The sequence below is a fragment of the Granulicella mallensis MP5ACTX8 genome (genome assembly GCF_000178955.2).
GTDB classification, from domain to species: Bacteria; Acidobacteriota; Terriglobia; order Terriglobales; family Acidobacteriaceae; genus Granulicella; species Granulicella mallensis.
The window spans coordinates 4496214-4511592 of record NC_016631.1 but is presented as its reverse complement, the minus strand read 5'-3'; the positions used below and the strand labels follow the sequence as shown (position 1 = coordinate 4511592).

Here is a 15379-nt window from a genome sequence, read left to right as displayed (position 1 = left end):
CGGTAGTCATTGTTTAGATCGTTGTGGTATTGTTCTGCGGCAGTCCAAGGATGATCTCCCCATGAATAAAACAGCAGTTGGCTTGCGTGTCCTCAACCCCCTCCCCACCGTCTCCAAGCTCCTTTTACTCGTCTCTGTATTTTGTGGCGCTGCCTCCGCGCAGGTCGTCCTCGCTCCGTCAAACCCGCAGATCGGCTCTTCCAATCCCGTCAGCGCGGAGCCACTGGTCACGCGGCCAGACACCAAACCCTGCATTGTTTCGCTGCTCTCCAATGCACCGTTTGCCAGCTTCAACGGCGCGCCGCTCACCTACACCCCTCCCGCGGATTGCCCCGGTCCATGGGCCAAGGTCGTTCTCACGGCAGATTTCACGGTATCGTCCGGGAACCAGTTCGATCGCAGCGCCTGGTTCTATCTTGGCGACGTCAACATCTTCTACGGCACTACCGCCGAGCCCCGCAGCAACCTGAGCCCCTCCTGGCACGTCGAGCGTGACCTTACCGACCTTACGTCCTTTTTCAAGACGCCGCAGACCGGCCTCGCCAGTATCGGCAACATCGTCAACTCCGTTGACACCAGTACCATCTTCGCGAGCGCGGCGCTCGAGTTTTACCCTGTCGCCCGCTTTACCCCGGCTCCTGTTGTGCCGGACATCATCGTGCCGGTAAGCGTTGGCAACGGCCCCGCCACGCTCAACACCACTACCGATCAGGTCACACAGACCCTCAACCTGCCGCGAAACGTAGAGAAGGTCTACCTCGACGTCTTCGCGCAGAACCAGTCCAACGATGAGTTCTACTACTTGTGCGTGCCCAACGACCAGACCGGCACGCTGGAGAGCTGCGGCAATACCGCGTTCCGCGAGACCGAGATCACCATCGACGGCAAACCCGCCGGCGTCGCGCCCGTCTTTCCCTTCATCTTCACCGGCGGCATCGATCCCTTCCTATGGGAGCCCATCACCGGCGTGCAGACGCTTAACTTCAAGCCCTACCGCGTCGACCTCACACCCTATGCCGGCGTGCTCGGCGATGGCAGCCAGCACATCGTCGGCATCAGCGTCTTCAACGCCAACACCCTCTTCCTCGCCACCGCGAACATGCTCGTCTTCACCGACCATGGCAGCAAAGAGGTCAGCGGCGGCCTGATCAGCAACACTCTCAGCGCTGCTCCAACCCCACAGGTCAACGAAAACCTCACGACCAGCACCAGCGGTGTAGTCACGGGCACAGTCGCGATTGGCTCCAACCGGTCCTTCACCATCAGTGGCTTCGTCAACACCTCGCACGGACGTGTGGAAACCACGGTTGAGCAGCAGGTCAACTTCCTCAGCACGCAGACCTTCAACGTCAACCCGAATACAGGCGGTGATGTGCAGAACGCCGTTCAGACCAGTACCGTCGATTCAAAGACCACCACGCGGAGCGGCATTCTGGTGGAGACGGAGTCCAGGCATGTGTCGTATCCGTTGACGGTGAACTTCTCGTTCATCGCCAACGCCAACGGGACCTTCACGCAGGCAACGACGGCGAACCAGCAGAACCTGATGACTGAGTCGAAGACCCTCAACGGATTTCCGCTCTTCGAGAGCAATACGCAGGAGCAGGTCAACTCCAACGACACGTTGCAGCTAAACGCCAGCGAGAACCTTACGTCTGCGGCAGGCAAATCGAACGCGTCCTATCAAAGCAACGACTCGCTGGGTAACTGCTTCAGCCGTTCGCTTACAGCCGAGAACCAGGTGCTGACGTCTGTCACCGACGGTAAGGGCTGTCACGAACGACGCTTCTAGTACGTACATTCGGCAGGACAGAATCTTTAACTGATATGTCCTGCTTCGCCATGCGGCAATCGAAAACAGTCCGCGGGATTTATTCTCCGAGTTCTCATTCAGCGATGCATTGCTGAATGAGAACTCGGAGTTTATGCCTGCATCCCGGCATGTGATAGCTTCTTCTTCGCTTCACAAATCCTTATGCCTCCGATCGAGCATTGGAAGACAAAGTGATGACATTACGCTGACAACAAGAGTCGATCGGCGGGAATAAGCTCGGGGTGGATTTTTCTGTCACTCCCCGCATGCCTGAAAATCCAGCCAATGCTCCGACGCTGTCGGCGATGAGGCGGCACCCCAATGGCGGGGCCTTACACAGCTTCAGGAGATCCGTGATGAAGACGTTCCTGTCCCTGGCCTCAATCGTATTGTCGGCCTCGTTTGTTGGACCATTTGCCAATGCTCAGCATTACACTCAAGTCAATCTGGTCGCCAACGTATCTGGCGTAGCCCCTGTTACCGATCCCCATCTCGTCAATCCGTGGGGACTCTCTCGAACTTCTGGTAGCCCTTGGTGGATCTCCGATAACGGGACTGGCCTTAGCACTCTTTACAACGGCGCCGGAGCAATCACTCCACTCGTCGTTACTATCCCGAAGGCCAATCCCAACAGCAAGACCTTCCCCACGGGCACTCCCACCGGAACGATTGCTAACTCCAGTCCGACCGACTTTGTTCTGGCCCCGGGCGCGGCTGCTGCCTTTCTCTTTTCCACCCTTGACGGCACTATCTCCGGCTGGAACCCGAACGTTGGCGTAGCAGCAGGCGGGGCCCCGGGATCTTCCACGAACGCCGTCATCGTAGTCAAGACTACCGATGGTTCCAGTTACACCGGGCTTACCAGTGCTCTCATTAACGGCAATCGTTATCTCTACGCCGCCAACTTCAACAAAGGTACTGTGGATGTTTACAACAGTGCCTTTCAAAGAGTCACTTTGCGGCCGAACCGGGACGGTGATCGAGATGACGAAAATAACAGGGCGTTTACTGACGATCGTCTGCCCCGAAACTTCGTGCCCTTCAACGTACAGGCCATCGGCAACGACATCGTCGTCACTTTCGTTCTCCACCAGGAAGGCAAGCCATTAGAGACTGACGGTCCCGGTCTTGGCTACGTCGATATCTTCTCCTCTGATGGTCAACTCCTTCAACGCCTCGAGCACGGTGACTGGCTCAATGCTCCCTGGGGCGTAGCCCTTGCGCCGCTCGACTTCGGCATCTTTAGTCACGATCTGCTCGTCGGGCAGTTTGCTGGCGCAGGCTCGTCCGAGGGGAGCGGAACCATAGCCGCTTACGATCTCGCCACCGGTAAGTTCATCGGTTTGGTACAGGACGCAAGCGGAAAACCGCTTTCCATTAATGGCCTCTGGGCCCTCAGCCCCGGCAATAGTGCCGCACCAGGCAGCTATGATCCCGCTGCCACACCCGCGGCAGAACTCTATTTCAGCGCTGGACCAGACAAGGGCACTGGTGGGCTCTTCGGCTACCTCAAACCCGTTGCCACTGAACTGACAGTAGGCAACGACCAGTAATCGACGCTTCATTCGTCATCGACTTGCGAAGCCCGGATCTCAGGTTCGAGATCCGGGCTTCGTTCGCGAAAAACTCCGGCTACAGGAGCAAAAAAAGCAACGACCACAGGCTCTATAGGAATCTGGGTGGAGGTTGTTCGTGCTTTTGTAAGCCAGGTCCAGGCTCTGGTCGCGATCATCTGATCCCGCCAGCGCGACGCCAGAAGTTCGCTAATGCGAAGTCAGGAATGCGCTCCCGCTTCGTGCTTTGCCGAACGAGCTTGATCGGTTTCGATCGCCCATTCGTATCGCATCGCGTGTGTGAAGAGTGTGCTCTCAGGTGTCGCCATGCGCAAGGCACGATGGATTTTTCCGGGGCGCAGACCCTTATGGGAACTTTCAAAACGACGAGGTAGACGCGCAGGTTAAGATCGGCTTTTTGAAGCTGCGCCAGACGCATGTTCAGTATGCCAACTATGCATGCTGTCCAGGCAGCGTCACGTCATTTAATAGGGGTAATCTGAAAACTTAGGGGAAGAAATGGCAAAGACTGCGATAGTAACCGGCGCTTCCGGTGGTATCGGAGGAGCGATTCCAAGGCGGCTCGTCGCAGATGGCTTTTCAGTAGTGCGGACTACTCGGGTAACTCGCCAAGGCGGACGAGGCTGTTAAAGAAATCAAGAAGGCTCGAAAAAGTCTATTAGCACTGATGAATTCACTACGCGATCAAAGAGGAAAGACATGATGAACCTAAGAATCGCCCTCGGAGTCGTAGACATTGAGAAGGAAGATTTTACCGATGATCTTGCTCACGAGTGTTTTGCTCGGAAAGCACAAACATACAGCGTTTCCTGGAGCAGGATATGTGTGGCTAATCAGAATATGAGCGGGAAGCGCCCGGCGGACATCCGCGATCGGTATTGGGCGGGCCTTGCTTTCTTTGCACATCGGATTTCGTTTAGGCATCTTCTGCTTGCCTGCACCTGTGCTGGGGCTTTGGTAATCCCTCTTGCGGGATGTAAGTCGGCGCCCGATAAGAAGCAGCCTTCACCGGTCGTTGTGGAAGTCGCTGCGGTCGTGCCCAAGCCGATTCGTCTGTCTGACGACTTCAACGGCCGTGTCGCATCCATCAATTCCGTGGATGTGCGGGCCAGGGTGACAGGCTACGTGGATAAGGTTGCCTATCGAGAGGGAGACAACGTAAAGCGCGGTGACCTACTGTTCGTCATTGATCCGCGGCCGTATCGCGATGCTCTCGACAGTGCAAAAGCGAGTCTGGAGCGCGAGCGGGCAGCGGCGGCATTTGCAGGTATTCAGTCGAAAAGAGCACAAGCGCTGAACGCTTCTAAGGCGATTTCGCTGGAGGAATATCAGAACCGCGATTCCGATCTCTCTCAGAGCACCGCTCGGGTCCATGAGGCGGAAGCCGCAGTTGCAACAGCAGAGCTCAATTTGTCCTTCACGGAAGTACGGTCGCCTGTCGATGGACGAACTAGCCGAGCTCAGCTCACGCGCGGGAATCTTGTGCAAGCCGATCAAACAGTGCTTACCACCGTCGTCTCTCAAGATCCTTTATACGTTTACTTCGATTGCGATGAGCAGAGTTATTTACGTTTTCAGGAGAGAGTGCATCGCGGAAGCGGAGTGAGTTCGGCGAACCCAGTGCATGTCGCGTTGGCGAATGAAACCGGCTTTCCTCATGCCGGCAGGATCGATTTTCTTGACAATGAAGTCAATCCATCGACCGGAACAATTCGGGCCCGCGTCATATTGCCCAATCCTGACCGTCTTCTCACTCCAGGCCTCTATGCACGCGTTCAGCTTGAGAGCACCGGCACCGTGCAGGCGCTTCTGGTTGATGACAAAGCGATTCTTACCGATCAGGACCAGAAGTATGTGTATGTCGTGGGTTCCGGCAATGTGGCGCAGCGCAAAAATGTTGTGACGGGAAGCATGGCAGATGGCCTGCGTCTGATTCAATCCGGTCTTGCTCCAGGAGACAAAGTGATCGTCGGCGGATTGCAACAGATCTATTTCCCCGGTGCTCCTATCGCTCCCCAGGAAGTCGCAATGGGAGCTGTGACTGCCAGCAGCACCTCCACTCCTGCTCAGGAAGCCCGCAAGTAAGAAAGAGCCAGATCATGGATTTCTCAAAATTCTTTATTGACCGGCCGATCTTCGCAATCGTTCTATCTATCGTCATTTTTTCGCTCGGGCTCATTGCCATCCCGATGCTTCCATCTGGGGAATATCCCGAAGTCATCCCGCCGAGCGTAGTGGTCCGTGCTACCTATCCTGGTGCCAATCCAAAGGAGATCGCCGAATCGGTGGCGGAACCTCTTGAAGAGGCGATCAATGGTGTCGAAGGCATTATGTACATGAAGTCTGTCGCCGGCTCAGACGGCAGCCTTCAAGTCGTGGTCACCTTTCGGCCCGGGGTCGATCCAGATACTGCAGCTGTGCGCGTGCAAAACAGGGTCAGCCAGGCGCTTTCGCGATTGCCCGACGAGGTGCGCCAGTTCGGCGTAACCACACAGAAACAATCTCCCACGCCGCTCATGTACGTGAGCTTGTACTCTCCCGACAAACGTTACGACTCACTGTACCTGCGCAACTATGCGGTCCTGCACATTAAGGACGAGTTGTCGCGCCTACCCGGTATTGGTGATGTCCAGATGATCGGTTCCGGCGATTATGCGATGCGTCTCTGGCTCGACCCGAACCAGCTCGCCTCACGCGGTCTCACGGCCGCCGATGTGGTCAACGCTGTGCGCGAGCAGAACGTGCAGGTGTCAGCAGGTCAGCTTGGAGCCGAGCCCTCGCCGAAGACAACCGAACTTCTGATCTCGATCAACGTGCGAGGCCGCCTCCGCAGTGAACAAGAGTTTCGAGACATCGTCCTCAAAGATGGCGGGGACGGCCAGATCGTGCACCTCTCCGATGTAGCGCGGGTGGAACTCGGCGCCAGCGACTACACCATGGATATGTACTCCGACCGCCAAAAAGCTGTAGCGATCGGGATATTCCTTACCCCCGGCGCCAATGCTTTAGGAGTCGCTAACTCGGTGTATAAACGGTTCCGCGAGTTATCTGCAGACTTTCCTCCCGGCATTGCCTACAAGCCAATCTGGGATCCTACCGTGTTCGTGCGCGAATCGATTCGTGCGGTTGAGCATACGTTGATCGAGGCCGTGGTGCTGGTGGTGCTGGTAGTGATTCTGTTCTTGCAGACCTGGCGCGCGTCCATCATTCCGCTCATTGCGGTGCCAGTCTCTGTAGTTGGCACATTTGCGTGGCTATATTTGTTGGGTTACTCGATTAACACACTGACGCTATTCGGCATGGTACTTGCGATCGGCATCGTCGTCGATGATGCGATTGTCGTGGTCGAGAATGTCGAGCGCAATATCCAGGAGGGCTTAAATCCGTGTGCTGCTGCCCACCAGGCGATGAGAGAAGTATCCGGACCCATCATTGCGATTGCGCTGGTGCTTTGCGCGGTGTTCGTGCCTATGGCGTTTCTCTCCGGCGTCACTGGTCAGTTCTACCGGCAGTTTGCGGTAACCATCGCGATCTCTACCGTGATCTCCGCCGTCAACTCACTGACTTTGTCGCCGGCGCTCGCAGCACAGTTACTCAGAGGGCACGATGCGCCCAAAGATGTGTTGGCTCGCGGCATCGAACGGGTCTTCGGCTGGCTGTTTCATCCGTTCAATCGCTTCTTTGAGCGTAGCTCGGAGAACTATCACGGTGCGGTCGGGCGCACGCTACGTCACCGTGGAGTTGTGTTCGGCGTATATGCGTTTTTGCTGGCCACGACCACATTTTTGTTCAACAAAGTGCCGGGAGGATTCATCCCAACCCAGGACAAACTCTATCTTTTCTCCGGGGCCAAGCTGCCTGAAGGTGCTTCGCACGCTCGCACCAATGAGGTCACGAGCAAGATGATTGAGGTTGCCCACAGTGTAGATGGTGTCGAGATGGTGGCCGCCAACTCAGGATTCAGCGCGCTGCAGCAAGTCAATACACCAAACCTTACGGTGGCTTACATCATCCTCAAGCCGTTCGATGAGCGCCGTCGCAGCGCAGCGGAGATCAACAAAGAACTGAACGCCAAGTTTGCGAACATCAAGGAAGGCTTCACCTATGCTTTGATGCCTCCACCCATTCAGGGGCTCGGCAATGGCTCGGGTTACTCGCTTTATTTGGAAGATCGAGCCGGGCTCGGGTATGGTGCTCTGCAGAATGCGTTGAACACGTTCCAGAGCACCGTCGCGCAAACTCCAGGGATGACCTTTCCCGTCAGCTCCTACCAGGCCAACATCCCACAACTCGAAGTCAAGGTGGATCGGGTTAAGGCTAAGGCGCAGGGAATTGCATTATCCGATCTATTCGACACCCTGCAGACCTATCTTGGTTCGGTCTATATCAACGACTTCAATGTATTCGGACGCGTCTACCGGGTCATGGCGCAGGCCGATGCCACCCATCGCCAGAGCGCGGAGGACATCGGCAATCTGCGTGTGCGCAATGCGCACGGTGAAATGGTGCCTATCGGCTCGGTTGTGACGGTCGTACCCACTTATGGCCCTGATCCGGTCATGCGTTACAACGGTTACCCAGCCGCTGATCTTATCGGCGACTCCGACCCCAAAATGCTTTCATCCGGACAGGTGGTCACCAAGCTTACGGAGATCGCGAACAAGGTGCTGCCCCGTGGCATCGTACTTGAGTGGACAGACTTGAGCTATCAGCAGGTGACACAAAGCCATGCAGCCGCCGTGGTCTTTCCGCTTGCTGTGATGCTGGCCTTCCTCGTTCTCGCCGCTCTATTTGAGAGCTGGACATTGCCGCTTGCAGTCATCTTGATTGTGCCTGTATGCATGTGCGCGGCACTTCTTGGAGTGTGGCTCACGGATGGCGACAACAATGTATTCGTGCAGGTGGGCTTAGTGGTTTTGATGGGCCTGGCCTGTAAGAACGCGATCCTCATCGTTGAGTTTGCACGAGAGTTAGAGATTCAGGGCAAGAGTATCGTCGAAGCTGCGCTCGAAGCCTGTCGCATGCGTCTGCGTCCGATTGTGATGACCTCGATCGCTTTTATCGCCGGTTCGGTTCCATTGCTCCTGGGGCACGGCGCCGGCAGCGAAGTTCGCGCCGCGACAGGCATTACCGTCTTCTCTGGAATGCTCGGTGTGACCTTGTTTGGTCTCTTTCTGACTCCGGTATTTTATGTAGCACTGCGTACCTGGACGAAGAAAAAGCTTAGCGAAGTAACGGAAGAGTCTTGCGGAGGCGTAGGGGTGAGCAATGCTTAATCGCAAATCAATTCTGGCGACGGTGTTCTCTCTTGGGCTCACCGGGTGTTCCGTTGGCCCTCATTACAAGCAGCCAACGCTTGTACTTCCGCAGCAGTTTACCGCTCCCGATACCGCGTCTGTTGACGTTAGCCCGCACGCAGACGCGGATGATCCGGAGTTCTGGCATAGCTTCAATGACCCGGAGCTCAGCTCGCTTGTGCAGCGTTCACTTACTGCGAATAACGATCTGCGCGTCGCGCTGGCCCATTACGACAGCGCCAATGCCTTATTGCGTGAAGCAAAGTTTGACCGCTATCCCACCGTAACGATGAGCACGAGCGTGGGAAGACAGAAGTTCGGCGCTAACCAGGCGTTTGGCTATCCGAGAAATAATCGCTTTTTTACCCCAGGGATCAATGCAAGTTGGGAACTCGATTTCTTTGGTCGCGTTCGTCACAACATAGAGGCGCAACGCCAGCAGACTCTTGCGGATGCAAGTAACCTCGCGGCGATGCAGGTTACCGTGGTTGGAGAAGTTGCGAGCACCTATATAGATCTCCGTGGACGGCAGGAACTTCTTCGGATCGCGCGAGAGAATGTTGAGAATGAGCAGGAAACAGTACGGCTGGTTGAGGCGGCTTACTCAGCTGGTAGAGGAACAGAGTTCGATACGTCGAGAGCACGCGCTCTTCTGGAGACGACAACCTCGCGCATTCCGGAGCTGCTCTCTGCGATCGCACTCGATGAACACCGCCTTGCCGTGCTATGCGGGCTCTCTCCAGAGGCTCTTGTCTCCGAGCTTGAAGTGGCAAAGCCACTACCCGATCTTCCTCAACGTATCGATCTTGGAACACCGGCCGATCTTGTACGCCGTCGCCCCGACGTAAGCGCGTCGGAGGAACGCCTGCATGCTGCGACAGAACAAATCGGTATTGCTACTGCCGATCTTTTCCCGCGTGTCAACTTCGCGGGCCTTCTTGGATTGAACGAGTTCCATGGGGATACACCGTTCGATGGAGTCAGCGCGGTGAACCTGGCGGCATTGAACATCGACTGGTCCTTCCTCGACCGAGGAAGAGTTCGCGCTCGCATCGCAGCCAAGCGGGCCGATGGCGATGCACAACTTGCCCAGTACCAGCAGTCGGTTCTCCTGGCTCTTGAGGACGTAGAGAACGCTCTGGTGAGCTATGCGAGGTCGCAGGATCGTGACGTTCAACTCCAGCTCGCGGCCAACGATAGTAAACGTGCAGCCGATCTTGCCAGTGTTCGTTTTAAGAATGGAGCTACCGGTTTACTGGATTTGCTGGACGCGCAGAGAGTACAACTGCAGGCCGAAGACGCTTATGCGGAAAGCCATTCCAACAGCGCCATCTCTGCCGTTCTACTGTACAAATCGCTTGCCGGCGGATGGCCACAACATTTTCCTCCGGCTCCGAGAGGCGGAAGGCCCTGAGGCATACTCACTACGCAGCGCTCGTGGCGTGCCGGTTTCAGGGCAGGCTATTTATTAGACAACCGGTACTGCCGAACAGCAACGATATCGGCATGCATGGGAACCTCGTCCACGATCCTGATGTGGAGGATCAATTCGTAAGCATCCTCATGGCTGGATGAAGTGATCTTTTGCCGGATATGCATCAGGGTAGAGGGATCGCAGAGATATTCCACGGCCGCCTCGGTTCCGATCGTAGTCGTTCCCGCCGCTACAAGTGCTTCGTGTGTGCCATCAATGGGCATACGGGTGATCAGGGCATAGTCATCGATCAGCGGATGATCCGGGGTATTGCTGGCCATGTACATTGCAGGTTCACCCGCCTGCGGAGCGTGGTTGTCAATGACAACCTGTCCGGTGCGTGGCCCCGATGTCAGTTCGCGAAAGGTAAAGTCTTTCAGCGCAATCACTTTTTCGATCATCAGGTTTTCGACCGGGGCCCCGATAAATATCAGGTTGGAATCCTTAAGGTCCTCCACCGTCAGCAGACTGCCAGGCCTGACACGCAGGGGATATCCCAACTGATCGAAGAGCATATCGAGCCGATGAATACTCATGGCCTCCCCGATACCCGTGTAATAGGAGTGCACATCGGACGAATGCTCGCCGGGCTGGTCGTAGTGCAAACCATTGATGACATTTCCGCTGAACGGAGCGTTGCTCAGGATGGTGAGTGGCCCTTGTGAATCCGCCAGAAATGGCTGCCAGAACTCTCGTACCGCTGCATCCAGCGGAACCACGCGAGTGGGAGTGGCAGGCTCCCGCCTGAGATGGAAAAACGACACCGCTGCTGCTGCGATCAGGACAACGAGGACAGCCGGAGCTATCCAGACGAGACTTCCATATCCCGCAGCGTGAGACACAGGCGAAGGCGTTTCCTGGGCAAGAATGGATGTCTGGAGGTGTAGGGTGTGATCCGTAGGAATCGCAGGAGGGGACTCCAGGACCTCATGGCTCCCTGGATTGGGAGTAAACGTGACCTTGTAGGAGCCGCGCGGAATCTCGACGATATACGGGTCGGCGCTGCCTTCATGGCTCATGTACTCCGAGAGCTTGGTGCGGAGCCGGGCTACCTGCACACGAACGCCGGAATCGAACCGGGGATCGAAGTCGCTCTTTCGGCCCATGACCTCTGTCGCGATCTCATACTCTTTCATCGAAGAGCCGGAGGACTCCGGAGTATTGAGGGCGCGATTTGCCAGAAAGAGGAGAAGCTTGCTGGAGGTTTCGGCTCCAAAGAAGACCGAACTGCGAATGATCTTTTCAACCTGCGCCATCATCCGCTGGGAGTCTTCGACCGATGACATGTAAACAGCCGCACCCGCCATATGGACTTCTTTCAGGAATGGCGATTCTAGCAGTGCGCAGAGGGACTGTCCATGCTCCTAAAAAGTTGTCCGCTCTCCTGTTCCTGTTCTGCCATCGCCCATCAAAAAACATGTTACATGCGATGTAACTTCAACATATCTTATTGAAAAATAACGACTTGATGGATAGAAAAAGCTACATACTACGAGAAACTTCCCCATGCTTGCGTGTTCCGATAAAGATGCTCTTCGCACCATAACAGTAGATCCAGCCGTAGTCGGAACCATGACGATACAGGTCTGGAGTTCCGGTTGAATGGTTCAACCGGGAAGTTCTCTTGTTCTGGTGTGGAACTTTTGAGGAGGCACGCCAAATGATATTCAAAAAAGGTATTTCCACCGGCTTATACCTGATGCTTGCGCTGGTCCTGTGCGCCGGCAACCGGGCCAGGGCACAAGCGGTCTTCGGCTCAATCTACGGCACGGTCGCCGACAGCAGCGGTGCTGCCATCCCAAACGCCACGGTAACTGTCACCGACGTCGACAAAGGTATCAACCAGACCGTTCAATCCAATGAGAGTGGAAATTACCGTATCGACCGTCTGGTTCCCGATACGTATATGGTCAAAGTCTCGGCTAACGGTTTCGCCGATGTGGAGACGAAGGGAATTGTAGTCACAGCAAACGGAGCGCCCAAGGTCGACGAGACCCTGTCGATCGCCGGAACCAGCCAGCAGGTCACGGTCACGTCCGCGCCCCCAGCCCTCCAAACCGATTCCGCACAGATCTCCGATCGAGTCGACGAAAAGACGATCGCCAATCTTCCCAATCTGACCGGCAACTTTATGCAGACTCAGGCGCTGACAGCAGGAACCTCTCCGTCGACTGGCAATAACAGTGCCTCGCAGGACCCCCAGGGATCGGCGAGCTATTCGATCAACGGCCAAAACTTCGGCACGCAGAGCTGGATATTGGACGGAACGGACGACCGCGACCCCGTGCTCGGTATTATCGTCATCAATCCGACCCTGGACTCCGTACAAGGCATGCAGGTGCTCACCCAGAACTACAACGCGGAGTTTGGAGGAGCTTCGGGAGGCATCATTACGGCAGAGACGAGGTCCGGTAGCAACGCCCTCCATGGTGATGTCTACTTCTATCGTTACTCGGATGCCCAACAGGCCCGCAATCCCTTCACGCAGTTTCAGCCCAATCCTTTGACCGGCAGGTACTTGCCACCCAATGTCTACGCTCGATTTGGCGGTTCGATCAGCGGGCCCATTATCAAGAATCGGACGTTCTTCTTTGCGGATTATCAGGGGACCCGGCAAAAGAGCGGCCAGAGCCTGCTCGTCAACGTGCCCACCAACCTGGTGCGCAGTACCTGTCTTTCTCCTGCATCGACTATGTGCAACCTGAGTGAGTATCTCGGCTCGGGGAATGTGGGGCAGGTATACAACCCAATCACCGGAGTGGCTTACGCAGGCAACATGATTCCCACAAGCCAGCTTGCACCCCAGGCCGTTGGGCTCCTTTCAGAGTTACCGGCCCCCAACGTCGCGGGAGCAGGAACCGCAAACAACTACGCCGCATCCGGATTTGGCCCCAACAATGCAAATCAGGCAGACATTCGCCTCGACGATCAAACGACGCAGAAGATGCACACGTTTGCCCGTTACGACTATGCGCGCTACACCCTGAGCGGATCCAACATCTTTGGTGCGGCCGGAGGCGTTGGATTGGACGGCTCCTACTTTGCCGGAACCGACTGGTCGCAGGACCAGAGTGTTTCAGCGGGATTCGATATGGCGCTGACCCCAAAAATGGCGACCGACTTCCGCTTCGGCCTGATGAAATACCAGGTAAATCAGAATAAGCCCGACATCGGCACGGAGCCTGCGACGACCCTTGGCATTCCGGGGCTGAATACTGGAACGCTGGACACCTCGGGCAATCCCGACTATCTCTTCAGCAGCGGTACACTGACCAATCTGGGAGCGAACGTCACTTACAACGGCACCCAGATCTGCAACTGTCCGCTCAAGCAGAGCGAGCACGAGTACCAAGTCACAAACAATTGGACCCGCACAGCCGGCAACCATACTATCCGTTTCGGCGGAGATATTCGCTATGCGACGCAGCTCCGCAGTGCGAGCGACACCAATCGCACCGGCGTACTTCAATTCAATGCATCGAGCACAAGTTCCTCCGGCCTGCCGGGCACAGCGTCGGCGGGTTCTGGCGGTCTCGATCTCGGAACGGCGCTGCTTGGCGACGTCACGAGCTTCCAGCGCTTCATCGTCTATAACAACGCTGCAGCCAGCAACCAAAAGCGCATGGCCTACTATGGCCAGGACACTTGGCGCGTCACGCCTGCCTTGACCCTGACCTATGGCCTGCGCTGGGAACTGACCTTCCCCGAGACGGTGAACGCCGCGGGCAATGGCGGTTTCGTAAACCTGAGCACAGGATATGTGCAGGTTGCAGGCGTTGGCGGCATCGGCACCAACGGTGGCGAAAAGATGGATTACAAGAACTTTTCTCCGCGTGTAGGCATTGCCTATAACGTCAACCCAAGTCTGGTTCTGCGGGCCGGAGCGGCGATCATGTACGACTCCGAAGGGTTCTACGGAACGCTGTTCGGAACGGCGCTGACGGAAAATACGCCCGTCTACACAACCCAGAGCCTGACAGCGGCGGCGTCCTTTGGCCCCAACGGCTCCGTCTTCAACCTAGCCAACGGCCCCACCCTGCCTGCGCCTCCGGTGGTTCCACCGAATGGACTTATTCCTATGGCGAATAACACAAGCTATCCCTCGGTTCGCCCCCTGACCCTCCAGCTTGCCCGGGTGGACCAGTGGAATGTCAGTCTGCAACAACAGATGGGATCGCGACTGACCGTCGATATTGCCTACGTCGGCAACCTGGCGGAGAGAACCTATCCTGGCACCACCGAAGGATACAACCTGAATACGCAGCGTCTGCCGACGACCCCAGCGGAACTGGGAAATGTGAACGCCCGCATGCCCCTCTTCAACCGTTTCAACAACAATGGCGTGGTCTGCTGCAACACCAGCCTTAACAGCGTTGCACCCTCCGCTCACGCCAACTATAAGGGCTTGCAGACATCCCTTAAGGAGCAATTGAGAGGCGGCCTTTCGCTCAATGCCAATTACACCTGGTCCAAGGCCATGAATAACTCGGGAACTTACTTCAATCAGGACCCCGGGTTGACCTACTCTCGCAATGATCTGAACCGCACCAACGTCTTCAACTTGTACGGTGTATATGACCTGCCCTTCGGTCATGGGCAGAAGTACGCGGGCGGCGCGAACAGGCTCGTGAACTATGCCATCGGCGGATGGGAGTTGAGCGGAACTTCAACCTGGATGAGCGGTCTGCCCTTCACTCCGACCTATGCGGAGTGCAATGCCGACGAAGATGTCGATACCAGCGTCAGCAACGGTGTCCTCTGTCGCCCGAGCGGTTCGCCAATGAGCCTTCCTCATGGGGCACAGGCATTCAATACTGCCACGCACACGGTTACGTTCTTCACCCCCGTCGCTCCTTTGAGCCAGAACGGTTCGTCCTCAGGACCGTTTCAGAGACCGGCCTTCGGCATCGTCGGCAACTCCGGAAGGAACTCTTTTACAGGTCCGCGTGAGTTCCTGGTAAACGCTTCGCTGTCCAAGACGTTTCCGATCACTCAACGTGTCAATGGGCAGTTCATCTTTCAGGCGAGCAATCTCTTCAACCATCCTGCGCTCAGCCTGCCAACCGCCAGCAATGAAACGAACGGCCCCTGTATCGACTGCTCGCTTAGTGCTGGTGGAACGCCGGGGCAGATCGTAGGACTCGACCAGAATGTGAACATGCGGCAGTTGCAGTTCGCTGTGAGGGTCTCGTTCTAGCAACCCTGGAGTGGGGAGCCGGAT

The 15379-nt window shown here is 56.3% G+C and carries 7 protein-coding genes; 6 read left to right on the top strand and 1 reads right to left on the bottom strand.

Going from position 1 to position 15379, the window contains the following annotated elements:
* Positions 1-61 precede the first annotated feature (61 nt).
* The 5 genes from ACIX8_RS17635 (at position 62) to ACIX8_RS17615 (ending at position 10098) form a co-directional block, all read left to right on the top strand.
* On the top strand, positions 62-1792 hold the full coding sequence (locus ACIX8_RS17635; protein ID WP_014266735.1) for a peptide-N4-asparagine amidase: 1731 nt from the start codon (positions 62-64) through the stop codon (positions 1790-1792).
* A gap of 377 nt (positions 1793-2169) precedes the next feature.
* Positions 2170-3366 (top strand): TIGR03118 family protein, encoded by a 1197-nt coding sequence (locus ACIX8_RS17630; protein ID WP_014266734.1) that lies wholly within the window; start codon positions 2170-2172, stop codon positions 3364-3366.
* Between the two features lie 846 nt (positions 3367-4212).
* Positions 4213-5472: an efflux RND transporter periplasmic adaptor subunit gene (locus ACIX8_RS17625; protein WP_223295370.1), complete on the top strand. Its 1260-nt coding sequence runs from the start codon at positions 4213-4215 to the stop codon at positions 5470-5472.
* A gap of 14 nt (positions 5473-5486) precedes the next feature.
* Positions 5487-8663, top strand: coding sequence for an efflux RND transporter permease subunit (locus ACIX8_RS17620; RefSeq protein ID WP_014266732.1), 3177 nt, complete (start codon positions 5487-5489; stop codon positions 8661-8663).
* Entirely contained in the window at positions 8656-10098 is a 1443-nt protein-coding gene (locus ACIX8_RS17615; protein ID WP_014266731.1) for an efflux transporter outer membrane subunit, read from the top strand. The genes ACIX8_RS17620 and ACIX8_RS17615 overlap by 8 nt, the downstream gene beginning before the upstream one ends.
* Positions 10099-10145: 47 nt before the next feature.
* Here ACIX8_RS17615 and ACIX8_RS17610 read toward each other — a convergent pair whose 3' ends face one another.
* Positions 10146-11444, bottom strand: coding sequence for a hypothetical protein (locus tag ACIX8_RS17610; RefSeq protein ID WP_150110651.1), 1299 nt, complete (start codon positions 11442-11444; stop codon positions 10146-10148).
* 374 nt (positions 11445-11818) lie between these two features.
* On the opposite strand from ACIX8_RS17610, the gene ACIX8_RS17605 reads away from it, so the two are divergent.
* The gene (locus ACIX8_RS17605) at positions 11819-15355 is read left to right on the top strand and encodes a TonB-dependent receptor (RefSeq protein ID WP_014266729.1); all 3537 of its coding nucleotides are present in this window, start codon (positions 11819-11821) and stop codon (positions 15353-15355) included.
* Positions 15356-15379: the final 24 nt, after the last annotated feature.

Coding starts and splice junctions, on each gene's coding strand:
- ACIX8_RS17635 (WP_014266735.1), top strand. CDS start 62: ATGAATAAAACAGCAGTTGGCTTGCGTGTCCTCAACCCCCTCCCCACC.
- ACIX8_RS17630 (WP_014266734.1), top strand. CDS start 2,170: ATGAAGACGTTCCTGTCCCTGGCCTCAATCGTATTGTCGGCCTCGTTT.
- ACIX8_RS17620 (WP_014266732.1), top strand. CDS start 5,487: ATGGATTTCTCAAAATTCTTTATTGACCGGCCGATCTTCGCAATCGTT.
- ACIX8_RS17615 (WP_014266731.1), top strand. CDS start 8,656: ATGCTTAATCGCAAATCAATTCTGGCGACGGTGTTCTCTCTTGGGCTC.
- ACIX8_RS17610 (WP_150110651.1), bottom strand. CDS start 11,444: ATGTCATCGGTCGAAGACTCCCAGCGGATGATGGCGCAGGTTGAAAAG.
- ACIX8_RS17605 (WP_014266729.1), top strand. CDS start 11,819: ATGATATTCAAAAAAGGTATTTCCACCGGCTTATACCTGATGCTTGCG.